Raw genomic sequence first — 26,181 nt, forward strand, 5'->3', positions numbered from 1 at the left:
CGTCCGCTGACGGCGGCCGGCGAAGCCCCTGACCGGCCACGCACCGCGTCCGCTGACGGCGGCCGGCGGGGCCTGTGACCGAGACCCCGCCGACCCCGGCTCCGTCAGGACAGGATCTCGACGTACCCGTCGGTGCCGTGCACCCGGATCCGCTGCCCGTCGCTGATCTGCCGGGTGGCGTCCAGCACGCCGACGACGGCCGGCAGGCCGTATTCCCGGGCGATCACCGCGCCGTGCGTCATCAGCCCGCCGACCTCCGTCACCAGGCCGCTGACGGCGACGAACAGCGGCGTCCAGCTCGGATCGGTGTGGGTGGTGACGAGGATGTCGCCTGGTTCGAGATCGGCCTCGGCGAGATCGAGGACGACCCGGGCCCGCCCCTCGACGGTGCCGGCCGAGACCGGCAGGCCGGTCAGCGCACCGGTCGGCACGTCGTCACGCCGGTACGCCCCGGCGACGGCCTCGCCGTCCGAGGTGAGCACCCGGGGCGGCGTGAGCGCCCGGTAGGAGTCGAACTCCTCCCGGCGGGCGTCGAGAAGCCGGTGGTCCACCCGGTTGGTGCGCACGACCTCGTGCAGCTCCTCGAACCTGAGGTAGAAGATGTCCTCCCGGTTCCGGAGGACACCGCTGCGCACCAGCCGGTCGGCCTCCGCCAGCAGTGCCTGCTTGTAGTCGAGGTAGCGGCTGACCATGCCGTACTTCGGGTACTCCCGGTACCCGCTGAAGGTCCGTACCCGGTCGATCATCCGCTTGGCCTCGTCGGCCTTCCGTGCCCCGTCCGGCAGCGCCCGGAGGCGTTCGAGTACCTCCCGTTCCTTCTGCTCCGCCTCCTGCCGCCCCTGCTCGAAGCGCTGCCTGCCGGCCCCCGGGCCGAAGTTCCGGACGTTGCCGAGGATCAGCGGCACCAGGGTGCCGGGGCGCTCGCTCCACCTCGGCCGGGTGATGTCGATCTCGCCGACGCAGCGCATCCCGTACCGGTCGAGGAAGGACAGGATGGCGTCCCGCGCCTCGGGCCCGCCCTGGAGCTTGGCCAGCTCGTCCAGGAAACCGTCGCCCTCGACGTCGTGCAGGAAGGCCACCACCTCCGGATGTGGCCGGATCACGTCGGCGACGTCGAGGAGCGCCAGCCCCATCTCGGCCGTGACGTTGTGCGGTACGGACTGGCTGAGCGTGTCGGCGACGTTCTTCTCGCCCAGCCACTCCTGCAACCGGTCGTTGAGCCACCACGCGGCCTCCATCCCGGCCATGATCACCTGGAGGCTCCGCTGGTCGAACAGGAGCCGCCTCAGCTCCTCGATGTCCGCCCGGACGAAGTCGAACAGAGCGGAGCCGGACCTGCTCCGGATGTCCCGCCTGGCGGCGGCGACGGAGGCCCGGCCGCGCTCGATCAGCTCGGTGACGACGGCCGGGTCGGCCTCGACCGGGGAGGATCCGCCGCTGCCCATCGGCGCCCAGCCGGGACCCTCGTCCGGAACCGACCGGACGAAGTCGGCACGCTCCAGGACGGTCTGTAGGGCGTCCCGGATCAGCGGATCGGACCTGTCCATGGCCTCCAGGATGCTGGCCCGACTCGTCGGCGCGGCCAGCGCCCGGGTGACGTCGACGAAGAGGCGCCCACCGGCCTCGGCCATCGGCCGGGGCGTCGTCATCTGCCAGAAGGAAAGCCCGAGCGGCTTCATCGGGTCGGTCATCATCTGCTGGTGACCGACCGAGACGTAGACGTGGTTCTCGCCGTCGTCGACCGCCGGCACCGGGAAGAGCGTGGTGATCGGCCGGCTCTGGACGATCTGGAAGTCGTCGTCGACCAGGCACCACTCGATGTCCTGGGGACGCCCGAAGTGCTCGGCTATCCGCCGGCCGAGCCGGACCAGCCGGAGCAGCTGCGGATCCGTCAGCGCGGGCCGCTCCCGCCGCTCCGGGTCGACCGGCACGTCCCGGGTCCCGCCCTCCGGCAACGCCTCGATGGCGAACCGCTTGCTGGCGATCGTCCTGGCCACCACCTCGTCGTCGCGCACCCGGAAGACGTCCGGGTTCACCCGGCCGGAGACGAGGGCCTCGCCCAGACCGAAGCTGGCGTCCACGGTGGCGACCTTCCGGTTGCCCGAGACAGGGTCGGCGGTGAACAGGACCCCGGCCGCCTGCGGGAGGACCATCCGCTGCACGACCACGGCCATCAGGACCTTCCGGTGGTCGATGCCGTTGCGCTGGCGATAGGTCACGGCCCGGTCGGTGAAGAGCGAGGCCCAGCAGCGTACGACGTGCCGCAGGACCGCGTCGGGGCCAAGCACGTTCAGGTACGTGTCCTGCTGGCCGGCGAACGAGGCCGTCGGCAGGTCCTCGGCCGTCGCACTGGACCGCACCGCGTAGCCGGCGTCCTCGCCGAGCCGGGCGAGAGCCCGGACGATCGCCGTGCCGAGGTCGTCCGGGACGATGATCCGCTCGATGTCCCGGCGAAGCTCCGCGCCGAGCGCGCCGATCCCCGCCCGGTCCTCCGGGTCCAGTCGCGACAGCCGGTCGAGCCGGTCGTCGATCGACGGCACCTCCCGCATGATCCGCCGGAACGCGGCGGTCGTCACGCAGAAACCGGCCGGCACCCGGACACCCGCGATCCGCGACAATCCGCCCAGCTGCGCGCCCTTGCCGCCGACGACCGCGACCTGCGCCCCGTCGACCTCGTCCAGACCCAACACGTACTGCTCGATCACTGCCACACCTCCGAGGCACCCGTAATCCGCCACACCGCACCGGCTGTCGATCCGCCGGAATCCAGCACGCCCGCACGTCGCCAACGACACATATCCGCCCCCCGTTTCCGCAGCTTGTGGACTCGGGCGACGATTCTGCGGTATCACCGGGGTCTTGCCGCAAGTCCCCCACTCTGCTATAAATTGAAGTCGGCAAGGAGATTCTTCCTTCTGGTGCCACAAATCTTCCTCGGCACATACTGCGGATATCGAATACCTCGGATATCAAGCAGAAATCTCTGATATCGCGCCGGATATCGGCTCGCATGCGCACACGGACCGTGCGAAGCTGGGGACATGATCGTCATCCAGCGGGTCCGGGTGCGGTGGACTGCCGCGGCCCGCGGTGCGCCTGCTGCGACCGCCCGGCACGGCCTCGACCGGCCGGTAGCCCTGCCCCAACCACTGCCGGCGGCCGACGTGGTGATCCACGAGGTCCTGTCCGACGAGGCGGTCGGCTACGAACGCCACGCCGAGGTGTTGACCGGAGGCACTGCACGGGCCAGGAACATCGGCCTCTGGCTGGGCCGGGACGGTGCGACACTCACCGTCGACCGGCTACCCGGTTCGGCGGCCTATCCGCGCCCGTACGCCTCGACTCGTTTGTTCGCGCTGGCCCCGGGGCAGGTTGGCCGTTACCGGGCCAACTTCAGGTTCACCGGCTGTGCCTGCAACCCGAGCTGGTACTACGAGGACTGGCTGGTGCACGTCAGCCACGGCCAGGCCAACCACGACGGTTTCCTGCACGGCGAGCCGGACCGCGACGTCGACCACCGTGTGCATCTCTACGGAGGGACCGGACGGCGTGGCCCGCGCGGTGTGGACACTCCCGCGCACCGCCGGGTGGTTCCGAGCGCCGCTCGCGGCCTTGCACGCTGAACCCCGCACACTCTGGCGCCCTGTCGAGCCGTAAGGTCAGGTCGCGCCGTACGGTTAGGCGCCGTCGAGCAGTGCGAGCGCCTGTTCGCTGGAGAGGCTCGCGCCCCGCTCGCGCAGGCGCTGGTACGCCGGGTCGCCGAGCCGGGCCCGGACTGCCTCGGCGACCGGCGCGGCGTCGATCGCGGCCTCGGCACCCGGATCGTCCCGCAGCACCGCCACCGCGCCGAGCAGCAGCCCGGCCCGTTCGGCGTCACCGTCCCGGAGTACCGGCCCGACCAGGCCGTCGACGGCGGTCGTCAGGGTGGCCAGTTCCCAGACCCCGACCGTGGCGCCGAGCACCTGCCGGAACCGCCTCCGCGCCCCGGCCCGGTCACCGGTCGCCGCCAGGATCCGCCCCACGGCGACCAGCGCGGCGAGCCGGACCCCCTCCGCTCCGAACCAGCCTGTCGGGCACTCCGCCAGCGCCTGCTCGCAGAGCCGGCGGGCCCGGTCCAGGTCGCCCTGGATCCGGGCGATCTCGCCGAGTCCCAGGTGGGCGGCGGCGAGCAGCTCCGGCGCGCCGGCCGGCAGGGCCAGCTCCAGCACCCGCTGGTAGTCCTCCTCGGCCCCGACCAGGTCACCCACGCCGAGTCGGCCGTCACCCCGGGTCCGTATCAACTCGGCCATGTCCAGTGTCGAGCCGAGTTCGTCGGCCAGCCGCAGCGCCTCGTCGACCAGCTCCGTGTGCCGGTGGTCGTGCCGCCGGTAGGCCAGCTCGGTCAGCAGGGTCAGCACCAGGATCGTCCCCCAGCGCTCGCCGAGGGCACGGAAGGCGGCAAGCGCCTCGCCGAGCTTGGCGTCCGCCGCCTCGTACCGGCCTTCGAACATCCAGACCATGCCGAGGCCGAGCCCGCCGAGCGCCCGGCTCCACGGGTCGGTGCCGAGCAGGTCCGCCCAGCCCTCCGGGGTGGCGAGTACTGTCTCCAGCAGCTCCGGCGGCGGGCCGTTGGCCATCCCGGAGAGGTAGAGCAGGAACGGCTGCCGGGGCGGCCGACCCAGGCTCCACAGGATCGTCCCGGCCGGTCCGGCGCCCTGCGGGCCGCAGCCGTACCCGCCGAGTGAGGCGTGCAACAGGCAGAGCGCGTACTCCTCGGCGAGGTCGGGCGGCGGGGCGCCGCCGAGCCGCTCGACGAGCCGGGCGGCCAGTGCCGCTCCCTCGCCGCGCAGGCCGCGCAGCCACCAGTAGAACGACAGCGCGGCGACCAGCCGGAGCGCCGTCGCGTCGTCTCCGGCGCTCATCGCCCGGCGCAGCGCGACGTGCAGGTCGTCGCGGTCGGCGTCCAGCCGGCGCAGCCAGTCGAGCTGCTCCGCGCCGCGCAGCCGCTGGTCGGCGGTACGGGCCAGGTCGAGGAAGTACGCCGCGTGCGCCCGGCGCAGCCGGTCCGCCTCGCCCGCCTCGGCCAGCCGCTCGGCGCCGAACGCCCGCACCGTCTCCAGCATCCGGAAGCGCCCGCCGCCCGCCTCCACAAGGGACTTGTCCACCAGGCTGGAGAGCACGTCGAGCAGGTCCGCGCCGAGCGGCTCGCAGACCCGTTCGACGGCGTCCAGCCCGGCGCCGCCGGCGAAGACGGTCAGCCGGCGGGCCAGGGTCTGTTCGGCCTCGTCCAGCAGGTCCCAGCTCCACTGCACCACCGCGCGCAGCGTCTGGTGCCGGGGCTGGGCGATCCGGCTGCCCCGGGTCAACAGCCGGAACCGGTCGTCGAGCCGGGCCGCGACCTCCGCGGCCGGCAGCGCCCGCAACCGCGCCGCCGCCAGCTCGATGGCGAGTGGCAGGCCGTCGAGAGTGCGGCAGATCCGCAGTACCGCCGGGAGGTTGTCGGGGCCGACGGTGAATCCCGGTGACACGTCGGCGGCCCGGTCGGCGAAGAGCCGGACCGCCGGGTACGCCCCGGCGGCCTCGGCGGTCGTGCCGGCCGGTGGCAGGGGCAGTCCGGAGACGGGGCAGAGTGCCTCGCCGGTGAGCCCGAGCGGCTCGCGGCTGGTGGCCAGTACCCGCACCTTCGGGCAGACCCCGAGCAGCCGGGCGACGAGCCGGGCGGCGTCGGCGACCAGGTGTTCACAGTTGTCGAATACCAGCAGCAGGTCGCGGTCGGCGAGCGCGCTCACCAGCCGGTCGGCGGCGTCCCGGGGCCCACCCTGGGCGCGCAGCGCGGCGTCCCGCAGGTTCAGCGCGGCGAGTACCGCGGAGGCGACGTCGGCGCCCGCGGACACCGCCGCCAGCTCGACCAGGAAGACCTCGCCGGGCTGCCGGCCGGCGGCCTCGATCGCCAACCGGGTCTTGCCGGCGCCGCCCGGTCCGTGCAGGGTGACCAACCGCGCCTCGCCGAGCAGCTTGCCGACCCGGCCCAGCTCCTCCTCCCGGCCGACGAAGCTGCTGAGCTGCCCCGGCAGCCCGCCGACCGGCCCGGACACCTCGGCGTCGACCGGACCGGCGGGTGGGCGCGACACGGCATCGGTCGGGCCGGCGGATGGGCGCGGCACGGCACCGGCTCGACCGGCGGACGACGCCGGCACGTCGTCGGCCGGGCCGAGGGGCGGAGCTGGTGTGAGGTTGGCCATCCCGGGAGGCGGAGCTGGTGTGAGGTCGACCATCCCGGGAGGCGGAGCTGGTGTGAGGTCGACCATCCCGGGAGGCGGAGCTGGTGTGAGGTCGACCGGCCCGGGGTGCGGAGGCAGCAGTGCGGGGTCGTCCCGCAGCACGGCCACGTGCAGCGCGGCCAGCTCCGCGGACGGGTCGGTGCCGAGTTCCTCCGCGAGCAGCCGGCGCCCCTCCTCGTAGGCGGCCAGCGCCTCGGCCCGGCGGCCACCGGCGTGCAGGGCCCGCATCAGCTGGCCGCGCAGGCGCTCCCGCAGCGGGTACGCCGCCACCAGCTCGCGCAGCTCGGCCACCGAGGGCCCGGCCCCGGCGAGGTCGAGTTCCGCCGCCACCCGGTCCTCGACGGCGGCCAGCCGCAGCTCGTCGAGGCGGACCGCCTGGGCCCGGGCGAACGGCGCCTCCCGGACGTCGGCCAGCGCCTCCCCGCGCCACAACCCCGACGCGGCGCGCAGCAGCTCGATCCCGTGCCGCCGGTCACCGGCGGCCAACGCGCGCTGGCCGTCGGCCACCAGCCGGGTGAACCGGTGCAGGTCGACGTCCTCCGGGTCGACCGCGATCCGGTAGCCCGCCGGATGGAACTCCACGAGTGGCTCCGGCCGGTCGGCGCCGGAGAGCAGCTGGCGCAGCCGGGAGACCTGGGACTGGAGGGCGTTGCCGGCCCGGCCCGGCGCCTCGGCGCCGTAGAGTCCGTGGAGCAGCCGGTCCGTCGGGACCATCCGGCCGGCGTCGAGCAGCAGCAGCACCAGCAGGGCGCGCAGGCGCGGGCCGCCGACGACGAGTGGCCGGCCGTCGTCGGCGTACACCTCGGTCGCGCCCAGGATGCCGAACCGCATGGCGTCGATTGTCGCCCACCGGTCGGCGACCGCCGCCGGGGGCAGCGGAAGCGGGCTCCGAGGGCTTTGCGTGTTCGACTCCTTTGCTGCGCTGGTATAGCTAGTTTTGGGAGTGTTCGTCCGTGACTCGACCGCTGGGAGGCCGCAGGGATGGATGCCGAGGTCAACCTCAGGGTGGACGGGACCGATCACCGGATCACCGTCGACACCCGGACCACCCTGCTGGACACGCTGCGGGAGCGGCTGGGCAACACCAGCCCGAAGAAGGGTTGCGACCACGGGCAGTGCGGTGCCTGCACGATCCTGCTGGACGGGCGGCGGGCGAACAGCTGTCTCGCCCTCACCGTGGCGCACGACGGGGCCGAGATCGTCACCGCCGCCGGGCTTGCACCGGACGGCCAGCTGCACCCGATGCAGCGCTGCTTCATCCAGTACGACGCCTTCCAGTGCGGGTACTGCACGCCGGGGCAGATCGTCTCGGCGGTGGCGATGCTCCGCGAGGCCGAGGCGGGCTGGCCGAGCGCGGTGACCGTGGACGGTGCCGGTGCCGCTGTCGACGGGGCCGGTGGTGGGGGCGGCGGTGCCGGTGGTGGCGACGGGGGTCGGGGCAGGGCCAGGCTGGACGCCGACGAGATCCGGGAGCGGATGAGCGGCAACCTCTGCCGCTGCGCCGCGTACGCGAACATGGTGCCGGCGATCCTGGAACTGGCCCGGCGATGAGACCGTTCCGGTACGCCCGTGCCGACGACGTCACCGGTGCCGTGGCGCTGCTCGCCGAGTCGCCGAACGGCGCCTTCCTCGGCGGCGGAACCAACCTGGTCGACCTGATGAAGCTCCACGTGGCAACGCCGGACCTGCTGGTGGACGTCCGGCGGCTGACCTCGGACCGGGTGGAGGAGCTACCCGACGGCGGGATCCTGATCGGCGCCGCCACCCCGAACAGCGACCTGGCGGCGCATCCGCTGGTCCGGCGCCGCTACCCGGTGCTCTCCCAGGCCCTGCTCGCCGGCGCCTCCGGCCAGTTGCGCAACCTGGCCACCGCCGGCGGCAACCTGCTGCAACGCACCCGCTGCGGGTACTTCCAGGACGTCACCACGCCGTGCAACAAGCGCCGACCCGGCACCGGCTGTTCGGCGCTGGACGGACACCACCGGGAACTCGCGATCCTCGGCACCTCGCCGGAGTGCGTCGCCACCCATCCGTCGGACTTCGCGGTCGCCCTGGTCGCGCTGGACGCCGTCGTGCACACCGAGGGTCCGGGCGGCCGGCGGCACATCCCGATCGGCGACCTGCACCGGCTGCCGGGGACCGAACCGAACCGGGACACCGTCTTGGAGCACGGTGAACTGATCACCGCGATCGAGGTACCGGCACTGCCGTTCGCCACCCGCTCCCGCTACCGGAAGGTACGCGACCGCGCGTCGTACGCCTTCGCGCTGGTCTCGGTGGCGGCGGCGGTCGACGTGGCGGACGGTGCGGTGCGGGACGTCCGGATCGCGCTCGGCGGGGTGGCGCACAAGCCCTGGCGGGCCAGCCGGGCCGAGGAGCTGCTGCGCGGTGGCCCGGCGCGGGAGGACATCTTCCGGACGGCCGCCGAGGCGGAGTTCGCGCAGGCCAGACCGCTGCCGGGGAACGCCTTCAAGGTGCCGATGGGCCGCAACACCCTGATCCGGACCCTGTTGGACCTGGTCGACGGACCCGCCTGACCAGGCGGTCGGCTCCGTCAGGGCGTACGCCGGGCAGGAAGCCGGCCTCTCCGGCCTTGCCGGCCCCGCCGGGCCCTCCGGGCTGCGATCGGGGCGGCCCGGCTGGCCGATCCGGCGGGCGCGGGTAGGTTGATCTGGAACAACGCGCACCGCATCGGCCCCGGGTACCCGGGCCGGACTGGACCGCAGGAGAGATCAACCACATGAACGCAGCGCCGACAGTGCCGACCCGCCAGCTGGCCAACGGTGCCGAGATCCCGCAGATCGGCTTCGGCACCTGGCCACTGTCCGACGCCGAGGCCGAGCGGGCCGTCGCCGAGGCGATCGGGGCCGGCTACCGGCTGATCGACACCGCCTACAAGTACGGCAACGAGGTCGGCGTCGGCCGTGGCCTGCGCGCCTCGGGCGTGCCCCGGGAGGAACTCTTCGTCACCAGCAAGCTCAACGGCGAGTGGCACGGCCGGGAGAGGGTGCGGGAGGCGTTCGAGGACAGCATCGGCAAGCTCGGCATCGACTACCTTGACCTCTACCTGATCCACTGGCCGATGCCCTGGCGGGACCGGTACGTCGACGCCTTCCTCGGCCTCGCCGACCTGCTCCGGGAGGGCCGGGTGCGGGCCGTCGGGCTGTCGAACTTCAAACCGGCGCACATCGGCCGGATCCGCGCCGCCACCGACGTGACGCCGGACGTCAACCAGATCCAGTTGGACCCGACGCTGACCCGGGACGCCGCCCGGGCGTACCACCGGGAGCACGGCATCGTCACCGAGTCCTGGGGGCCGATCGGGCACGGCGGCGAACTCCTCGCCCATCCCACGGTGACCGGCCTGGCCGACCGGTACGGCCGCACGCCCGCGCAGGTCGTGCTCCGTTGGCACCTCGAACTGGGGCTGGTCCCGATCCCGAAGACCGCCTCGGCGGAGCGGATGAAGAGCAACATCGACGTCTTCGACTTCACCCTCTCCCCGGAGGACGTCGCCGCGCTCTCCGCGCTCGACCGGGGCGAGGAGGCGGCCACCGACTCCGACACGACCGGGCACTGACCCGGCGGCGAGCCTGGGCTGCGGCTGCGGCTGCGGCAGTCAGCGGCTACGGCAGCGGCAGTCAGGGCAGGCAGGGGCAGTCAGCGGCTACGGCAGTTCCATCGTTTCCGCGACCGCGATCTCGGACAGGGCGGCGGCCAGGAGGTCGCCGGCCGTCCCACCGGTGACGGCGAGCAGGTCGGCGACGAGCAGCGGCGCGTGCCGGGCCACCGCCGCCGGCTCGGCCGCGGGCACCCCGTCGGCCAGCTGGTGTACGCCGAGCGCGCCGGTCAGCAGCAACGCCAGCACCTCCACGTCCAGCTCCGCCAGCCAGCCGGCGTTGCTCCGGGCGCACCTGACGAGTACGGCCTGCACGTCCTCGCCGGCCAGCCCGTCCGGGTGCGCCTGTTCGAGCAGCAGCCGGAGTACGGTGCCGAGCACCAGCCCGACCTGTTCTGCGGGGAGCGGGGCCAGCTCGCCGGCGGCCTCGTCGAGGGCGGCCCGGTCCTGTTCGCGTACCGCCGCCACGGCACGGAGGGTGGCCTGCGAGATGGCCCGGGGCACCGGTGTGGTCATCCGGACATTCAACCGGACGTACCCGGGCCGGCCGGCCGCACCCCGGACCGGCGCAGCACCCCGACCGGTCTGCCGCACCCCCGACCGGCCCGCCGCGCTTCGGACCCTGACCCGCCGCACTTCGGACCGGGGCTCAGTCCCCGGTGAGGAGTCGGTCGAAGCTGGTGGTGAGCCGGAACGGGTCGGCGGCCTCCGCCGGTTCGTGCCGGGCGACCTGGTCGGCGAGTTCCCGGGCGGCCCGGTCGATCCGGCCGCGCAGGGTGCCCTGTGCGCTGCCGCCGGCCCAGTCCTCGGGGGCGGCGAAAACCGAGGTCGGTACGACCACCGCGCGCAGATAGCTGAACATCGGCCGGAGCGCGTGTTCGAGCGCGAGGGAGTGCCGGGCGGTGCCGCCGGTCGCGCCGATCAGCACCGGCCGGTCGACCAGGGCGTCGTCGCCGAGCACGTCGAAGAACGCCTTGAACAGCCCGCTGTACGAGGCGTTGAAGATCGGCGACACCACGATCAGCCCGTCGGCGGCGGCGACCGTGTCCAGCGCCCGCTTGAGCGCCGCCGGAGGAAATCCGGCGAGCAGGTGGTTCACGATGTCGTGCCCGTGGTCGCGCAGCTCGACCACCTCGGTACGGATCGGCACGTCCCGGCGGTCGAGTTCGGCGACGGTGGCCGCGCCGAGCTGGTCGGCGAGCAGCCGGGTCGAGGAGGGCACCCGCAGCCCGGCCGAGACCACCACGAGGGTCCGGGTCGTCATCGGGCCCCCGCCTCGGCCTGCGCCCCGGCCGCCGCGTCCCGGGCGGCCTTCATCGAGGCGTGCGTCGGCGCCTCGGGTACGTGCCCGGGACGCAGTGCGGCGAACTCCCGCCGGAGCACCGGTACGACCTCCTCGCCGAGGATGTCCAGCTGCTCCAGTACGGTCTTCAGCGGCAGTCCGGCGTGGTCGACCAGGAAGAGCTGCCGCTGGTAGTCGCCGACGTAGTCCCGGAAGGTGAGGGTGCGGTCGATCACCTGCTGCGGACTGCCGACGGTCAGCGGGGTCTCCCGGGTGAACTCCTCCAGCGACGGGCCGTGCCCGTAGACGGGGGCGTTGTCGAAGTACGGCCGGAACTCGCGTACGGCGTCCTGGGAGTTGCGGCGCATGAAGACCTGGCCGCCGAGGCCGACGATGGCCCGGTCGGGGTCGCCGTGGCCGTAGTGGGCGAACCGCTGCCGGTAGAGGCCCACCATCCGCTGGGTGTGCTCCTTCGGCCAGAAGATGTGGTTGGCGAAGAACCCGTCGCCGTAGTACGCGGCCTGCTCGGCGATCTCGGGACTGCGGATGGAGCCGTGCCAGACGAACGGCGGGATGCCGTCCAGCGGTCGGGGGGTGGAGGTGAAGGACTGCAACGGGGTGCGGAACTTTCCCTGCCAGTCGACGACGTCCTCGCGCCAGAGCCGGCGCAGCAGGTCGTAGTTGTTGATCGCCAGCGGGATGCCGTTGCGGATGTCCTGCCCGAACCACGGGTAGACCGGTCCGGTGTTGCCGCGCCCCATCATCAGGTCGACCCGGCCGTCGGCCAGGTGCTGCAACATGGCGTAGTCCTCGGCGATCTTCACCGGGTCGTTGGTGGTGATCAGGGTGGTCGCGGTGGAGAGCAGCAGCCGGCTGGTCCGGGCCGCGACGTACCCGAGCATGGTGGTGGGTGAGGACGGCACGAACGGCGGGTTGTGGTGCTCGCCGGTGGCGAACACGTCGAGACCGGCCTCTTCCGCCTTCAACGCGATGGCGACCATGGCCTTGATCCGCTCCGCCTCGGACGGCTCCCGTCCGTTGGTCGGATCCGGGGTCACGTCCCCCACGCTGAAGATCCCGAACTGCATCGCCCGCTCCTCACTCGGTCCCGGCGCCAGTCCCCGGGTCGCCCCGCACAACATACTTGCGTCGTCAACTATTCCGTGGGCCACCCGGCGCCGGCCGATCCGGCTCCCTGACAGACGTCGGCTACCCTGCGTGATCTCTGCCATGCCGGCGGTTCGGGGGTGCGCGGAACCGGGCGGATACGTTATCCATGTCGGGTGAAGGCTGGCAGCGCAGGACAGGACGAGGCGGCACCGACCGGCGCACCGCGCACCGAGCCGGCGGCGGGCCAGTGGGTCCGCCCCGGGCCGACCCCGCAGCAGCGTCGGCGCGACCTCTACCTCGGCCTGTCGATGGCGGCGCTCGGCCTGCTCGGCGTGGTGCTGGCGAACAGCATGGGCAGTTTCCCGCTCGGCGACCCGCCGGCCTGGCCCGAGCAGCTCGGCTGGACGGTCGCGGGCAGCCTGCCGCTGATCTGGCGACGCAGCCATCCGGAGATCAGCACCAGTGTGATCGCCGCGGTCTTCATCGCCGCCCAGGTACGACACAATCCCGATGTGTTCGTCGCGTCCGCGTCGCTCTTCGTCACCGTCTACACCCTCGGCGCCTGGGGGCGGGACCGCCGGCTCTCGGCCAGGATCAGGATCGGGATCATCGTCGCGATGTTCACCTGGCTGGTGATCGCAGCCGGATTGAGTATCGCCTCGGCGGAGTCGAACTTTCCGGGCGCGGCAGGCCCGATCTCCCCGCTGGTCGCCGCCGCCATCACCACCGTGCTGTTCAACCTCGCCTTCTTCCTTATCGCCTACCTGCTCGGCAACCGCACCTGGACCTCGGCGTTGCGGCAGCACGAGCTGGAGGTGCAGGCCGAGGAGTTGCGCCGGTCCCGGGCCGAGAACGCCGAGCGGGCCGTCACCAGGGAACGGGTCAGGATCGCCCGGGAACTGCACGACGTCGTCGCGCACCACGTCTCGGTGATGGGCGTGCAGGCCAGCGCGAGCCGGCGGGTGATGGACAAGGACCCGGCGAAGGCCAAGATCGCGTTGGCCGCGGTGGAGCAGAGCGCGCGTACCGCCGTGGACGAGTTGCGCCGGATGCTCGGCGTACTGCGCGACGCGGGTGCCGGCGACGCCGCCCTCGGCTACGGGCTGGACCAGGTCGACAGCCTGTTCCAGGGGGCCAGGGACGCCGGGCTCGCCGTGGAGTACAGCGTGCACGGCACGCCGGTACCGCTGCCCGAGTCGATCTCGCTGGCCGGGTACCGGGTGGTCCAGGAGGCGGTGACGAACACCATCAAGCACGCCCGGGCGAACGCGGTCGACGTACGGGTCCGGTATCTGCGCCGGGAGGTCGAGGTGGAGGTGACCGACGACGGGCGTACCGCACCGGCCCCGTCACGAGCCCGGTCCGGGGACGGCGGTGGCGGGCTCGGGCTGATCGGGATGCGGGAACGGGTGGCCGCGCACGACGGCAGCCTGGAGGTGGGTGCCCGGACCGACGGCGGTTTCCGGGTACGGGCCCGCTTCCCGATCGCCGAGGGCGGTGCCGCCGGGGCCGGGATCGACGGCCTGCGGCCAGCCGGGGACCGGGCGTGAGGGCGTGACCGTGCCGAACCCGAACCCGACCGTGCCGAACCCGACCGGGCCGGATCCGAACCCGCCGGTCCGGGTGCTCCTCGCCGACGACCAGCACCTGGTCCGGGCCGGGTTGCGGATCATCCTGGAGACGGAGGAGGACTTCGAGGTGGTCGGCGAGGCGGCGGACGGCCGACAGGCGGTCGAGCTCGCCCTGGCCCAGCGGCCCGACGTCGTGCTGCTGGACGTGGAGATGCCGCACCTGGACGGGCTGGCGGCGACCCGGCAGATCGTGGCGGCCACCGGAGCGGATGGCCCGGCGGTGCTGATCCTGACCACCTTCGACCGGGACGACTACCTCTTCGCCGCGCTCCAGGCCGGGGCGAGCGGCTTCCTGCTGAAGAACGGCTCACCGGAGGAGCTGATCGAGGCGGTCCGGATCCTGGCCCGGGGCGACGCGCTGCTCGCCCCGCAGATCACCCGGCGGGTGATCGCGACCTTCGCCGCCCGGGCCGGCGCGGCTGCCCCGACGCCGGGGCAGCCCGGTCCGGGCGGCGGCGGGCCGGCCGAGCTGGACCGGCGCCGGCTGGCCGAGCTGACCGAGCGGGAACGGGAGGTACTCGTGCAGCTCGCCGGGGGCGCCTCCAACGCCGAGATCGCCCAGCGGCTGCTGCTCGGCGAGGCGACAGTGAAGACGCACGTCTCCCGGGTACTGATGAAGCTCGGACTGCGCGACCGTACCCAGGCGGTCGTCTTCGCGTACGAGCACGGGGTGGTGACCCCGGGCGGTGCCGGCGGCTGACCGGCCCGGCCGCCGGGTGCGGAGCCGGCTCGCCCGCTCGGGAAGTGGATCATCCCTGCGGTTCCGCCGCGCGACGGACGCCGGCGCAGCCGGGCCGGACTAGCCTCGGCTCCGCCGGTGCGGGGTGCAGCGGCGGAGATCCTGGCGAAGGAGGCCGGATGCTGCGCGTGGCGTCCGTCGACCGGTCGTTCGGCGGCCGGAGAGTGCTCGACGACATCTCGTTCGTGGTGACCCCGGGTCGGATGACCGGTTTCGTCGGTGCCAACGGTGCCGGCAAGACCACCTCGATGCGGATCATCCTCGGCCTGCTCGCCGCGGACGCGGGCACGGTCACCTGGAACGGTCGGCCGATCACCCGGGCGGTCCGGCAGCGCTTCGGCTACATGCCCGAGGAGCGCGGCCTCTACCCGAAGATGAAGGTACGCGAACAGCTCGTCTACCTCGGCCGGCTCTACGGGTTGACCGCGCCGGCCGCCCGGCGCAGCGTCGACGACCTGCTCGACCGGGTCGGCCTGACCGAGCGGGCCGACGACCCGGTGGAGAAGCTCTCCCTCGGCAACCAGCAGCGGGCTCAGATCGCGGCGGCGCTGGTGCACGATCCCGAGGTGCTGATCCTGGACGAGCCCTTCTCCGGGCTCGACCCGATCGCCGTGGAGGCGATCGCCGGGGTACTCCGGGAGCGGGCCGCCGCGGGCGCGCCGGTGCTCTTCTCCAGCCACCAGCTCGACGTGGTGGAACGGCTCTGCGACGACCTGGTGATCATCGCCGCCGGTGCGGTACGCGCCGCCGGCAGCCGCACCGACCTGCGCACCCGGTACGCCACCCCGCGCTACCAGCTGGTGCTCGACGGCGACGCCGGCTGGGTCCGTGACCTGCCCGGCGTCTCCATAGTGGACCTCGACGGCGCCCGGGTGGTGCTCGAACTCGCCGACCCCGGCGACGACCAGACGGTGCTGCGGGCCGCCCTCGCCCGGGGCCCGGTACGCGCCTTCGGTCCCGTCGTACCCTCGCTCGCCGAGATCTTCCGGGAGGTAACCCAGTGACGACGCTCGCCCCGCCGCCCGCCCGGACCGAGGCCGGACCGGTAAGCGGCACCTCGTTGTGGGCCGCGACCAAGCTGGTCGCCGGCCGGGAGATCGCGGTCAAGATCCGCGACCGGACGTTCCTGATCAGCACCGTCCTCTTCCTGCTGATCGCGGCGGCCAGCACCGTGCTGCCGGCGATCTTCGCCAACAGCGGCTCGACGGTGGCGGTGGTCGGCTCCGGCGACACCGCCAGCACACTGGACCGGGCCGGCATGGAGGTGGTGTCCGCCACCGACGTGGCGGCGGCCGAGCGGCTGATCCGGGACGGCGACGTGGACGCCGCGGTGGTGCCGGACGACGGCGGCGGGGTCCGGGTGCTGGCGATGGACCGTACCCCGGACTCGGTGGTCCGGGCGCTGAGCAGCGCTCCCCCGGTGCAGCTGCTCGACCCGGACACGGTCGACCCGATGCTGGCCTTCCTGGTGCCGGTGTCCTTTTCGATGGTCTTCTTCTTCCTCTCCATCAGCTTCGGCGTGCAGATCGCACAGAGCGTCACCGAGGAGAAGCAGACCCGGATCGTGGAGATCCTGGTGACGGCGGTGCCGGTCCGGGCCCTGCTCGCCGGCAAGGTACTCGGCAACGGCGCGCTCGCGTTCGGCCAGGTGATGCTGATCGCGCTGGTCGCGGTGGTCTCCATGCAGGCGGTCGGCGGCGACACCGCGCTGCTGGGACAGCTCGGCCCGGCGATCGCCTGGTTCATCCCGTTCTTCGTCGTCGGTTTCGTACTGCTCGCCTCGCTCTGGGCGGTCACCGGGGCGCTGGTCAGCCGGCAGGAGGACATCAGCGGGGCGTCCGGGCCGATCCAGTTGCTGATCATGGTGCCGTTCTTCCTGGTGATCTTCTTCAACAGCAACCCGACGGCGATGACGGCGCTCTCCTACGTGCCGTTCTCCGCGCCGACCGCGATGCCGCTGCGGCTCTTCTTCGGCGACGCCGCCACCTGGGAGCCGGTGCTGGCCCTACTGATCCTGCTCGCCGCCGCCGCGCTCTGCATCGCGCTCGCCGCGCGGCTCTACGAGGGGTCGCTGCTGCGCACCAACGGCAAGACCTCGCTGCGGGCCGCTTGGCAGGAGCGGGAGACCCGGGTCTCCTGACCCACCCGGGCCGCCGGGGCCGGGAGCCGGGGGCTCAGGATCGTCGGGCGGCGAGGCCGGAACAGCGCCTCGCCGCCGCGATCCGGTCCTCGATGCGTTCCCGGGCCGTTCCGGAGACGGGTACCGGCTGACCGGTCCGGGAGACGGTGGCCGGCAGGAACTCGTTCCGGACCACCGTACGGCCCCGGACGGTCAGCCGGAGCACTCCCGAGTCGGTGCTCTTCGAGTCGCCGTACCAGAGGAAGTTGCCGAGCCCGTAGTGCACGTACGTCCGGCCCAGCCAGCCGTCGGCGAGCAGGGTGTGCGCGTGCGTACCGAGCACGATGTCGGCGCCGCCCCGGGACATCCGGGCGGCGAAGCTCTTCATCTCGCTACTCGGGCAGGAGTTCCCCTCGATCCCCCAGTGCAGGAAGACGACCACCAGGTCGGCCCGCTGCCGGGCGGCCCGGACGGCGGCGTCGGCCCGCGCCGTGTCGAAGGCCATCGCCACGCCGGGCCGGGTGGCGGTCGCCTTCCACGGCGCGGCCAGCTCGTGCACCTGCGACATGCCGAGTACGGCGATCCGCACCCCGCGCACCGTGACCAGCCAGGGTGCGTACGCCGCATCGGCGTTCCGCCCCGCGCCGAAGACCGGGAACTCCGCCTCCGCCGCCGCGTCCAGGGTGTCCCGCAGCCCGACCTGCCCGTAGTCGAGCACGTGGTTGTTGGCGACCGAAGCAGCGTCCACCCCGGCGGCGCGCAGCGCGGCGTAGGCGCTCTCCGGCGCCCGGAAGTGGAACCGCTTCGGCTGCGGGGTGCCCCGGTCGGTCACCGCCGTCTCCAGGTTCAACAGGGTCAGGTCGGCGTCCCGCAGCGTCGGGGCGATCCGGCCGAACGCCGTCGCCGGCTCGTCGAGCAGCCGCAGCGTACGTCCGGTGAAGTGGACGTCCCCGGCGAACGCCAGCCGCAGTTCGACCGGCGCGGCCGGGGTGGACGCCGTCGGCGCGCCGCTCGGGGTGGCCGGGGTCGACGCGCCGGCCGGGGACTCCGGGGACGGCGATTCGGCCCCCGGTTGGTCGGAGCAGCCGAGCAGCACGGCCCCGGCCGTGATCCCGGCCAACGCCGCCCGCCACGCCCGCACCACCCCGCGCTTCATTCGCCGAGGGTACGCAACCATCCGCCGCTGGCGCCGCCCGCCGCACCGCCACAGTGTCGCGGTGTCGCGGTGGCCCGGTGACGCGGCGGCCCGTGGGCGGTGGTGGCCGGGTCAGCTGCGGAGGAGGCGGCCGAGCAGGTCGAGCTGGCGGGGGTCCTGCAACGCGGAGCCGACCGCCACCACCCGGGCGCCGGCCGCGAGGAAGTCGGCGGCGTTCGCCGCGTCCACCCCGCCGGTGGCCACGAACTTCACCGTCGGGAACGGGCCGCGCTGGGCGCGCAGCCAGCCCGTGCCTAGTTCGCTGGCCGGGAACGCCTTGAGCCAGTCGTGCCCGGTGCGCAGCGCCTGGTTGACCTCCGAGGAGGTGGCCACCCCGGGCAGGTGGGGCAGGCCGAGCCGGGCACACTCGGCGGCCACCTCCGGGTCGTAGCCGGGGGCGACGGTGAAGGCGACGCCGGCCTCGTACACCGTGGCGACCTGTTCCGGGGTGGTCACCGTGCCGGCGCCGACCGGCCGGTCCCGCTCCCGCCCGGCCGCGATGGCGGCATGCAGCGAGGGCAGCGCGTCCAGGCTCTGCACGGGCACCTCGACCACGTCGATGCCGGCGTCCCAGGCCCGCCGGCAGAGTTCGACCGTCCGGTCCGGGGCGAAGCCGCGCAGGATCGCCATCACCGGCTGGTCGGCGAAGAGGGTGTCGAAGTAGCTCGTCGACGGGTTGGGCACGGTCGCTCCGTTCATTGTCGGTGTTCCCCGGTCCAGCCGAGGTCCCGGGATATCGCGGCACAGGTCGCGGTCAGCTCCGGCAGGTGTTCGCGGAGCCGCTCCAGCGGGGCCAGCGCGCGCAGCGCGGTGACGGACACCGCGCCCGCCACCCGACCCCGGGCGTCCCGGACCGGCACGGCGACGCAGGTGACGAAGTCCTCGAACTCGCCGTCGTCCTCGGCCCAGCCGCGCTCGGCGATCCGGGCCAGCTCCGCCCGGAACCGCGCCGGGTCGGTGATCGAGGTGTCGGTGTGCCGGGGGTACGTCAGCCGGGCCAGGAAGCGTTCCCGGGCCGGCTCGTCGAGGTGGGCCAGGATCACCTTGCCGACCCCCGAGGTGTGCGGGTCGACGGGCTGGCCGACCCGGGACCGCATCCGCAGCGCTCCGCGACCGTCCACTTTGGCCACGTAGACGATCTCGTCGTCGACGAGTTGGGCGAGGTGCACGGTGTGGCCGTACCGGTCGCCGAGCTGGACCAGGTGCGGGTGGGCGACCGGATGCAGGTCGAGCTGCTCGACCGCGTGCTGGGCGATCGCCACCATCCGGAATCCGATGGTGTGTCGGCCGTCGACCGGGCGGGCGAACCCGGCGCGTTCGAGGGTCTGCACCAGCCGTGAGGCGGTCGACTTGTGCACCCCGAGGTCGTCGGCGATCTCGCCGAGCGAGCGGGGCCGCTCGGCGAAGAGTTCGATGATGCGCAGCGCGCGTTCTACGGTCTGGGACATCCTCCGGCCTCCCCGCTCAGTGCCGCCGGACCGGCGGACCGATCCGGATCGACGGACCGGACCGGATCGACGGGTGACCGGTGTGTTTCGTCCGGGATCTGTTGCCGGTCCTCTGCGGTCTGCTGCCAGTCGTCCGGGGTGATGCCGAGCGCCGCGCAGATCGTCTGCACCGGCGGCAGTGCGGCGAAGTCCGAGACGGAGCCGAGCGCGGCACCGGCAACCAGGTGCCCGAGCCGCAGCCGGGCGGCCGGATGGAGACCGCGCAGCGCACCGGAGAGCCAACCGGCGGCGAACGCGTCACCGGCACCGACCGGCTCCACCACCTCGACCGGACGGGCCGGCTCGACGGTGACCCGACCGGCGGAGAAGGCCACCGCGTCCACCGAGCCGTTCTTCACCACCAGGGTGCCGGGCCGGTCGACGAGCGCCCGGACCTGCTCCGGCTCCTCGACCTTCCAGAGCCGCGCCGCCTCGTCCAGCCCGACGAAGACCACGTCGGCGGCCTGGGCCAGCCGGAGCAGCTCGGTGGCGGCGGTGGACCGGTCGGGCCAGAGGGCGGGCCGGTGGTTGACGTCGAAGGAGACCAGCCGCCGTCCCGGCGGTCGGGTGGTGATCAGGTGCTCGACCAGCGCCCGGCAGCTCTCCGAGAGCGCCGGCGTCACCCCGCTCAGGTGCAGTACGGCCGCCGGGACCGCCCCGACCCTGGCCGCGTACCCGGAATCCATGCCGGCGGCGGCGGATCCGTTCCGGTAGTAGTAGACCCTGGTGCCGTCCGGGCCGGGGTCCTTGAGGTAGACGGCGGTCGGCCGGTCCGGATCGACCTCGACCAGCGAGGTGTCCACCCCGGCCGCCCGGATCTGCCCGACGACCAGCTCACCGAGTGGGTCGGCCCCGACCCGGCTCGCCCAGCCGGCCCGGTGGCCCAGCGCGGCGAGGAACATCGCGACGTTGGACTCGGCACCGCCGGCCCGCAGCACGAATGTCGACTCGGCGTCCAGCCGCCCACCCGGGGTCGGCGTCACCATCGCCATCGTCTCGCCGACACAGACCGCGTCGAGCGGTGTCGAGCGGCCGTCGAGCGGAGCGACCTGAGGCATCGCACTCCAATCTGATGCAGATGTTGCATCAACAACGCGATATCTGCACCACCTGCCGGAACCCAACCCTAGACCAGCCCGCGGCACGGCCGGCCCCGGGGTGGGTGGGCCGGGTGAGTCTCCGCCGAGCTACTTGCCGTTCGGCACGGTCGTAGCCGGACTCGGGGTTGTCGACCAGGTAGCGGCCGGTGGCCACGACAACTCCGGCGACGGCGAAGGCGTCGCGTTAAAGGTCGATTTCATGGTCCAGAGGTTCATCTGAACCGACCCCGCCCTCGCGACGGCGCATCAGAAGGTGCGAATACCCGACAGTAGACGGGGTCGAAAAGTGTTGTATCCATCGATAGTCTTTCACCCAGATGTCCGGGGGCGATGGGAGGGGACACGGGGGCCCGGTCGATCTGAGGGCCGATGATCGCGACACTAATTCCGACCACTGCGGATTCGGGCGCTTCGGCGCCGATAAGACGATCATTTCGCTCTCCCGACCGCAGCATTCGGCCGCAGTGCCTGCTGTTCACCGCACATTCTTCGCCATGCGCTGATCTGGCATGTCTCGAATTCGTAGTGTGCCGAGTTTTCGGGCACTGATCCTGTCATGCCCTGATCGCTTCCTGGTGACCGATCTGGCCGGTCGATACGGCCAGGACATTCTGACGAAGGGTACGGGTGGCGTGGCGCGTTTCAGACGATTCATCAGCTTCGGATTGTTGCCCACCCTGGTGCTGGCCCTGGCGGCCATCCCAGCGACACCGGTCGCCAGGGCGGCACCCCCCGCCGAGACACGGCCGGACGGTCAACCCCGCTCTGACGGTCCCCGGCCGGCGGTCGCGTCGTGTCCGGCGCCGACCCGTTCACCGGCGACGACCGCCAGCCGGCAGGCCCCGGCTCCCCGGCCGCTGCGCGCGACCGCGCTCCAGATCGAGGGCGCTTACTCGGCGCCTGACGCGCCGCGCCGAATGATTCCCTCCGACGAGTACCCGATCCAGGTGACCGTGCGGAACACCACCGCTGGCACCCTGCCGAAGAGCAGCTATGCGCTGTCGTACCGCTGGTACAGCGCGGACGGCCGGGACCGGACCACAGGGTCGAACCGGCTGGAGACCGTGCTACCGGCGGACCTGGCGCCCGGGGCTTCGGTGCTGGTGGAGGCGAAGGTCAAGGCCCCGAGCGAGAGCCTGCTCGGGCAGGATCGCGAGCGGTACGTCCTTGCCTGGGACCTGCGGGACCGGGATCGCCGCCGCTGGCTCTCCGAGACCGCCGGCGTGGCGCCGCTGCGCCAGGACGTCACCGTCGAGCACCCCACCTCCGACCAACTCGGTCTGGAAAGCTTCTACCAGTACGCCGGCACCGCGATCGGGGCCGGCGCCGGTCTCTCGGTCAACGCCTTTTCCGGCAACGCCGTCCTCGACTACAGCCCGATCGCCAACCCCAGTCGGGGGCCGGTCACCTTTGTCCGGCTCGCCTACAACAGCCAGGACGGCTCGACCTCCTCGCTCGGCCCCGGCTGGTCGCTGGCCACTTCCACGCTGACCCGGCTCGGCTCGCCGCTGGAGTTCCAGGGTGGCCTGCTCGGTGACCCGGAGCGGGTGACGCTGGTCGACGGGGACGGCACCGGCCACCACTTCGATCTGAACCGCCACGCAGCCTCGACCGGGCGAAGTGGACCTACGACAGCCCGGCCGGCGTGCACCTGCTGTTGCAGCGGACCGGGGATGACGACGACGCGCGCCGCTGGTCGATCACCGGCCCGGACCGGACCCGGATGTACTTCGACGAGCGCGGCTACCAGACCGCGACGGTCGACCGCAACGGCAACGAGCTGATCTTCGAATACGCGCAGGCCAGTATCGGCAACCGGCACACGGGTTTGCTCACCGGGCTGGTCGACGCCACCGGGCGGCGCACCCTCACCCTCGACTACCACCAGCCTGGTGACGACTACGCCTACTTCGACGGGACGGTCAAGCGGCTGGCGCGGAACCTGGCCAACGCCAACATCGTGCACCAGCTCCGCTCGATCACCGACGTCTCCGGCCGCACGCTGACCTTCACCTACAACGAGGACGGGGACCTCCAGGAGATCGTCGACGGCGTCGGCACCCCGCAGGCGCGGGCCTTCGGCTTCCACTACGACGACGGCCGGCTGGTCCGGGCGGTCGACCCGAACGGCAACCACACCGACATCGGATACCACGACAGCGGCGCCGGGTCGCTGCTGCGGGGTCGGGTCGCCGAACTCACCGACCGCCGGGGGCACGGCACCGACTTCGGGTACGCCGACGCCGACGGCGCAAACGGCTCGAAGCTGACCGCCACGGTGACGGACGCCAACGGTCACCCGACCGAGTTCCTGCTCGACGGCTACGGCCGGGTGGAGCGGCTGACCAACGCCAAGGGCGAGGCCACCCATCTCGTCTGGGACGCCGACAACAACGTGGTCCGGCTGCGCGAGCACAACGATGCGCTGAGCACCTGGGTCTACGACCAGAAGACCGGTTACCCGCTGGAGATCCGGGACGCGGAGGCGAACGCGCACGACCACCCGCCGACCCGGCTCGGCTACCGGTTCGCGCTGGACGGGCACGTCGCCGACCTGACCGAGAAGACCTCCCCGGAGGGCCGGCGCTGGCAGTTCGTCTACGACGACCGGGGCAACCTGGTCGCGGTCACCGACCCGAAGGGGACGGCTACCGAAGCCGACGGCGACTACACCAGCCGGTACGTCTACGACGAGTTCGGCCACCTGATCACCACCACGGACGCGAACGGCAACCCGACCACGTACGCCGACTACGACGCGAACGGCTACCCGCGGCGGATCACCGACGCGCTCGGCTGCTCCAGCTTCTTCAGCTACGACGCGACCGGCAACGTGGTGTCGACCGTCGACGCCAGGCAGAAGACCCGCATCTTCACCTACGACATCCTCAATCGCCCCCTGACCACGCGGATCCCGAAGGACGCGGCGGCGGGCGAGTTCATCGTCACGCCCGGCCCGAAGTACGACGCGAACGACAACATGATCCAGCTGACCGCCGCCAACCGGGCGGTGACCACTGCGGCGTACGACGAGAACGACCAGTTGGTGGCGTTGACCGCACCCCGGGAGTCGACCGGGGAGCCGGAGAAGACCAGCACACTGCGGTACGACCCGGTCGGGAACCTGCTGGCGGAGACCCGCCCCAAGGGGACCCTGACCCGCGACGACCCGGACGACTTCGTCACCCGCTACACCTACGACGAGCTGAACCGGCGATTGACCGTCACCGACGCGCTCGGCCAGCGCAGCACGGCGGTGTACGACACGGTCGGGAACCTGGTGACCGAGGTCGACCCGAAGAAGAGCCAGACCCCGGACCCGGACGACTACGCCACGAAGTACGAGTACGACCTGAACCACCGGGTCACCGCCGTGATCGATGCGGCCGGGCACCGGGCCAGCGTCCGGTACGACCGGGACGGCAACGTGGTCGAGACCACCGACCAGGAGGGCAACACCAGCCTGACCCGCCTGGACGAGCGGGCCATGGTCGTCGAGACCCGCACGCCGCACTCCCGCGACGGCGCCGACATCCGCTACTTCACCAGCCGCTACGAGTACGACCAGGTCGGTAACCCGACCCGGACCACGATGCCGCGCGGGACGGAGACCGCCGACCCGAACGACTTCGTGCAGACCGTCGTATACGACGAGCTGAACCGGATCAAGGAGAAGCGCCTTCCGTTCGACCCGGGCGACGAGACGGTCAACGTGCCGGACAAGATCTTCTACGGGTACGACCAGGTCGGCCAGCTGACCGAGGTCAGCGCCCCGCCGTCGGAGGGGCAGAGCGTCCGCAACGTCACCCGGCAGACCTACTACGACAACGGCTGGCTGCGCAGCTCAATCGATCCGTTCGGCATCCGCACCAACTACGACTACAACGCGGTCGGGGCGCAGACCTCCCGCACCTTCCTCAGCGCGGGTGGCGGTTCCAGCCGCACCATGAGTTGGGAGTACTTCCTCAACGGCAAGCTGAAGTCCCGCTCCGACGACGGGGTGCCGGTCGGCCAACACGTCGTGCTGGTGGACAACTCCGACGCCAACCACACCGAGCTGGCCGGCGGCTGGCAGGCGGTCGAGGGCAACGGCGCCGACCACGAGGGATACGACTACCGGGTCGCCACCGCGACCGAGGGCAGTTTCACCTGGAAGGCCGACATCCCGGCCAGCGGCACCTACGAGGTCGCCGTCCGGTTCCCGCGCGGCGCCGCGACCGCCGCCCGCTACACCGTCGAGCACAACGGCGGCAGCACCACCCGCACCGTCGACCAGACCCAGAACGCCGGCGAGTGGGTCAGCCTCGGCCGTTTCGCCTTCACCGAGGACAACCTGCGCAACATCACCCTCTCCGGCAGGGTCATTGCGTTCTGGGGTAGCTGCTGGTCATTGCAGTGATGAGGTCGTGCGGGCGACGGTCGGCGCGTCTGGTGGCGCGGGCGATGTTGGTATCGCCGTTGGTGCGGTGGTAACTGGCCGCGGTGTTACGTAGCGTCGCCATGATTGCGGGGCCGGTGCCGGTTCTGGCTTGGTGGAGGTCTTCACGGAACGTGACGTCGCGGACATGATGGACCTGATTCTCGATCAGCCACTCGTTTCGGGCCCAGGACTGCAGGTCCGCGGGTTGGGCGTGCTCGGCGGGGAGGGAGATGGTGTAGTAGGCGGTTTCCCTGGTGGTCTTGCCCTTGAGGGTGCGGGTGCGGGTGATCCGGACGGCCTGCTCGGCGTGAGGGAACAGCAGACCGCCGGGGGTGGCTACGGTGAGCGCCTTGACCGTGCGGGTCTCCCGCCGGCCGTGACCGGTTTCGCGGCGTCGGTCACCCACCGGGACCTGGGCCCAGGGCAAGGCCTTGAGCTGGGCAAACACGGTCGGCTGGTTACCTTTGACCGGGATGAGCAGGTCGGCGCCGCGAGCGGCGACCTCGGTCGCGTGGCTGGTCTGTGTATGGAGGGCGTCGGCCACGAAGATGAGGCCGTCCAGGCTACCCAGAACCTGTTCGACCGCGTCCAGCAGTGGGGTGAACGCGGGGATTTCGTTGCTTTTCGCGGCCACGGTGACCTGAGCGAGCACGATGCCGGTGCTGGTGTCCAGCGCGGACAGCAGGTGGACCCGGCTGCCATCGGCGCGGCGGGCGCCGCGCATGGTCTTGCCGTCGATGGCGATGACGATCCGGTACCGCCGAGGTCGGGGCGTGACCGGAGGCGGGACGCGGGTACGCAGCCAGTCGGCGAGCACGGTGGCCAGCAGGTCAGCGTCCAACCTGGTCAGCAGCCGCCAGATCGTGGTCGCGGCCGGGACGGCGCGGATGAACCCGAGCCGGGCCCTGGCGAGGTCATCGAGGTCGTGCAGCCAGTCCGCGATGGCCGCGAACGATGATGCGCCGGCGGTCACGGCGCACACCGCGACGGTCAGTAGCCCGACGAGCGGGTAACGCGCCCCACGCGGGGACCGGGGGTCCGCGATGGTGGCCAACGAGTGCTGGAGCCCAGCTTCTTCACCCTCGGTGACAAGGCGCGGTGGCGAGTCGGTGGGGGTGCGAACTGCGGACAGTACCTGAATCGGGCATGCTGACATCGCGGGTGAGGTCCTCAAGGTGTCCGGGAGCGTCGAGAACTCCATGATCACCTACAGGCCTCA

20 protein-coding genes are annotated in these 26,181 nt (G+C 72.3%); 10 read left to right on the forward strand and 10 right to left on the reverse strand.

Annotation, left to right across the window (positions count from 1 at the left end; translation table 11 throughout):
- Positions 1 to 104 precede the first annotated feature (104 nt).
- Positions 105 to 2,705, reverse strand: a complete 2,601-nt coding sequence (rph, locus tag O7626_RS16840; protein WP_278062118.1) for a rifamycin-inactivating phosphotransferase — start codon at positions 2,703 to 2,705, stop codon at positions 105 to 107.
- Between the two features lie 336 nt (positions 2,706 to 3,041).
- Between rph and O7626_RS16845 the strand changes: the two genes are divergently transcribed.
- Complete coding sequence (locus O7626_RS16845; RefSeq protein WP_278062119.1) at positions 3,042 to 3,623, forward strand: hypothetical protein; 582 nt, start codon at positions 3,042 to 3,044, stop codon at positions 3,621 to 3,623.
- A gap of 54 nt (positions 3,624 to 3,677) precedes the next feature.
- Here O7626_RS16845 and O7626_RS16850 read toward each other — a convergent pair whose 3' ends face one another.
- On the reverse strand, positions 3,678 to 7,091 hold the full coding sequence (locus O7626_RS16850) for a BTAD domain-containing putative transcriptional regulator (protein WP_278062120.1): 3,414 nt from the start codon (positions 7,089 to 7,091) through the stop codon (positions 3,678 to 3,680).
- Between the two features lie 150 nt (positions 7,092 to 7,241).
- On the opposite strand from O7626_RS16850, the gene O7626_RS16855 reads away from it, so the two are divergent.
- The 3 genes from O7626_RS16855 to O7626_RS16865 all read left to right on the forward strand — a co-directional run bounded on the left by O7626_RS16855 (position 7,242) and on the right by O7626_RS16865 (position 9,840).
- Positions 7,242 to 7,811 carry a 2Fe-2S iron-sulfur cluster-binding protein gene (locus O7626_RS16855; RefSeq protein WP_278062121.1) on the forward strand — a complete coding sequence of 190 codons (570 nt, stop codon included), beginning with the start codon at positions 7,242 to 7,244 and terminating at the stop codon, positions 7,809 to 7,811.
- Positions 7,808 to 8,797, forward strand: coding sequence for a xanthine dehydrogenase family protein subunit M (locus O7626_RS16860; RefSeq protein WP_278062122.1), 990 nt, complete (start codon positions 7,808 to 7,810; stop codon positions 8,795 to 8,797). The genes O7626_RS16855 and O7626_RS16860 overlap by 4 nt, the downstream gene beginning before the upstream one ends.
- Before the next feature lie 203 nt (positions 8,798 to 9,000).
- A complete protein-coding gene (locus tag O7626_RS16865; protein WP_278062123.1) occupies positions 9,001 to 9,840 on the forward strand; it encodes an aldo/keto reductase in 840 nt (279 codons plus the stop codon).
- A gap of 87 nt (positions 9,841 to 9,927) precedes the next feature.
- On the opposite strand, the gene O7626_RS16870 is transcribed toward O7626_RS16865, so the two are convergent.
- From O7626_RS16870 to O7626_RS16880, 3 genes are all read right to left on the reverse strand, one after another.
- A complete protein-coding gene (locus tag O7626_RS16870) occupies positions 9,928 to 10,395 on the reverse strand; it encodes a hypothetical protein (RefSeq protein ID WP_278062124.1) in 468 nt (155 codons plus the stop codon).
- Between the two features lie 133 nt (positions 10,396 to 10,528).
- Complete coding sequence (locus O7626_RS16875; RefSeq protein WP_278062125.1) at positions 10,529 to 11,143, reverse strand: FMN reductase; 615 nt, start codon at positions 11,141 to 11,143, stop codon at positions 10,529 to 10,531.
- The gene (locus O7626_RS16880; RefSeq protein ID WP_278062126.1) at positions 11,140 to 12,249 is read right to left on the reverse strand and encodes an LLM class flavin-dependent oxidoreductase; all 1,110 of its coding nucleotides are present in this window, start codon (positions 12,247 to 12,249) and stop codon (positions 11,140 to 11,142) included. The genes O7626_RS16875 and O7626_RS16880 overlap by 4 nt, the downstream gene beginning before the upstream one ends.
- Positions 12,250 to 12,444: 195 nt before the next feature.
- On the opposite strand from O7626_RS16880, the gene O7626_RS16885 reads away from it, so the two are divergent.
- From O7626_RS16885 to O7626_RS16900, 4 genes are all read left to right on the forward strand, one after another.
- The gene (locus tag O7626_RS16885; protein ID WP_278062127.1) at positions 12,445 to 13,821 is read left to right on the forward strand and encodes a sensor histidine kinase; all 1,377 of its coding nucleotides are present in this window, start codon (positions 12,445 to 12,447) and stop codon (positions 13,819 to 13,821) included.
- A gap of 10 nt (positions 13,822 to 13,831) precedes the next feature.
- Entirely contained in the window at positions 13,832 to 14,602 is a 771-nt protein-coding gene (locus tag O7626_RS16890) for a response regulator transcription factor (RefSeq protein ID WP_278066187.1), read from the forward strand.
- A 158-nt stretch (positions 14,603 to 14,760) separates the two neighbouring features.
- Entirely contained in the window at positions 14,761 to 15,645 is an 885-nt protein-coding gene (locus O7626_RS16895) for an ATP-binding cassette domain-containing protein (protein ID WP_278062128.1), read from the forward strand.
- A 56-nt stretch (positions 15,646 to 15,701) separates the two neighbouring features.
- Positions 15,702 to 16,781 (forward strand): ABC transporter permease, encoded by a 1,080-nt coding sequence (locus tag O7626_RS16900; protein ID WP_278066188.1) that lies wholly within the window; start codon positions 15,702 to 15,704, stop codon positions 16,779 to 16,781.
- Positions 16,782 to 16,815: 34 nt separating this feature from the next.
- Here O7626_RS16900 and O7626_RS16905 read toward each other — a convergent pair whose 3' ends face one another.
- The 4 genes from O7626_RS16905 to O7626_RS16920 all read right to left on the reverse strand — a co-directional run bounded on the left by O7626_RS16905 (position 16,816) and on the right by O7626_RS16920 (position 20,500).
- The gene (locus O7626_RS16905) at positions 16,816 to 17,916 is read right to left on the reverse strand and encodes a CapA family protein (RefSeq protein ID WP_278062129.1); all 1,101 of its coding nucleotides are present in this window, start codon (positions 17,914 to 17,916) and stop codon (positions 16,816 to 16,818) included.
- A gap of 111 nt (positions 17,917 to 18,027) precedes the next feature.
- Positions 18,028 to 18,654, reverse strand: a complete 627-nt coding sequence (locus O7626_RS16910) for a bifunctional 4-hydroxy-2-oxoglutarate aldolase/2-dehydro-3-deoxy-phosphogluconate aldolase (RefSeq protein WP_278062130.1) — start codon at positions 18,652 to 18,654, stop codon at positions 18,028 to 18,030.
- A complete protein-coding gene (locus O7626_RS16915) occupies positions 18,651 to 19,403 on the reverse strand; it encodes an IclR family transcriptional regulator (protein ID WP_278062131.1) in 753 nt (250 codons plus the stop codon). The genes O7626_RS16910 and O7626_RS16915 overlap by 4 nt, the downstream gene beginning before the upstream one ends.
- Positions 19,388 to 20,500 carry a sugar kinase gene (locus tag O7626_RS16920; RefSeq protein ID WP_278062132.1) on the reverse strand — a complete coding sequence of 371 codons (1,113 nt, stop codon included), beginning with the start codon at positions 20,498 to 20,500 and terminating at the stop codon, positions 19,388 to 19,390. The genes O7626_RS16915 and O7626_RS16920 overlap by 16 nt, the downstream gene beginning before the upstream one ends.
- A 989-nt stretch (positions 20,501 to 21,489) precedes the next feature.
- Here O7626_RS16920 and O7626_RS16925 point away from each other — a divergent pair.
- Together O7626_RS16925 and O7626_RS16930 are read left to right on the forward strand one after the other, a co-directional pair.
- Positions 21,490 to 22,326: a DUF6531 domain-containing protein gene (locus tag O7626_RS16925; protein ID WP_278062133.1), complete on the forward strand. Its 837-nt coding sequence runs from the start codon at positions 21,490 to 21,492 to the stop codon at positions 22,324 to 22,326.
- Positions 22,266 to 24,941 (forward strand): hypothetical protein, encoded by a 2,676-nt coding sequence (locus tag O7626_RS16930; protein WP_278066189.1) that lies wholly within the window; start codon positions 22,266 to 22,268, stop codon positions 24,939 to 24,941. Before O7626_RS16925 ends, O7626_RS16930 begins: the two co-directional genes overlap by 61 nt.
- Here O7626_RS16930 and O7626_RS16935 read toward each other — a convergent pair.
- On the reverse strand, positions 24,904 to 26,016 hold the full coding sequence (locus O7626_RS16935) for an ISAs1 family transposase (RefSeq protein WP_278060713.1): 1,113 nt from the start codon (positions 26,014 to 26,016) through the stop codon (positions 24,904 to 24,906). The two genes, O7626_RS16930 and O7626_RS16935, sit on opposite strands and share 38 nt — an antisense overlap.
- Between the last annotated feature and the right edge of the window lie 165 nt (positions 26,017 to 26,181).

The sequence above is a fragment of the Micromonospora sp. WMMD1102 genome (assembly GCF_029626265.1).
Taxonomy (GTDB): Bacteria; Actinomycetota; Actinomycetes; order Mycobacteriales; family Micromonosporaceae; genus Plantactinospora.

Excerpts from the sequence above, each read along its gene's own strand:
- O7626_RS16880 (WP_278062126.1), bottom strand. The coding sequence starts at position 12,249 with ATGCAGTTCGGGATCTTCAGCGTGGGGGACGTGACCCCGGATCCGACC.
- O7626_RS16870 (WP_278062124.1), bottom strand. The coding sequence starts at position 10,395 with ATGACCACACCGGTGCCCCGGGCCATCTCGCAGGCCACCCTCCGTGCC.
- O7626_RS16910 (WP_278062130.1), bottom strand. The coding sequence starts at position 18,654 with ATGAACGGAGCGACCGTGCCCAACCCGTCGACGAGCTACTTCGACACC.
- O7626_RS16905 (WP_278062129.1), bottom strand. The coding sequence starts at position 17,916 with ATGAAGCGCGGGGTGGTGCGGGCGTGGCGGGCGGCGTTGGCCGGGATC.
- O7626_RS16875 (WP_278062125.1), bottom strand. The coding sequence starts at position 11,143 with ATGACGACCCGGACCCTCGTGGTGGTCTCGGCCGGGCTGCGGGTGCCC.
- O7626_RS16895 (WP_278062128.1), top strand. The coding sequence starts at position 14,761 with ATGCTGCGCGTGGCGTCCGTCGACCGGTCGTTCGGCGGCCGGAGAGTG.
- O7626_RS16915 (WP_278062131.1), bottom strand. The coding sequence starts at position 19,403 with ATGTCCCAGACCGTAGAACGCGCGCTGCGCATCATCGAACTCTTCGCC.
- O7626_RS16845 (WP_278062119.1), top strand. The coding sequence starts at position 3,042 with ATGATCGTCATCCAGCGGGTCCGGGTGCGGTGGACTGCCGCGGCCCGC.
- O7626_RS16930 (WP_278066189.1), top strand. The coding sequence starts at position 22,266 with ATGTACTTCGACGAGCGCGGCTACCAGACCGCGACGGTCGACCGCAAC.
- O7626_RS16855 (WP_278062121.1), top strand. The coding sequence starts at position 7,242 with ATGGATGCCGAGGTCAACCTCAGGGTGGACGGGACCGATCACCGGATC.
- O7626_RS16860 (WP_278062122.1), top strand. The coding sequence starts at position 7,808 with ATGAGACCGTTCCGGTACGCCCGTGCCGACGACGTCACCGGTGCCGTG.
- O7626_RS16865 (WP_278062123.1), top strand. The coding sequence starts at position 9,001 with ATGAACGCAGCGCCGACAGTGCCGACCCGCCAGCTGGCCAACGGTGCC.
- O7626_RS16920 (WP_278062132.1), bottom strand. The coding sequence starts at position 20,500 with ATGCCTCAGGTCGCTCCGCTCGACGGCCGCTCGACACCGCTCGACGCG.
- O7626_RS16850 (WP_278062120.1), bottom strand. The coding sequence starts at position 7,091 with ATGCGGTTCGGCATCCTGGGCGCGACCGAGGTGTACGCCGACGACGGC.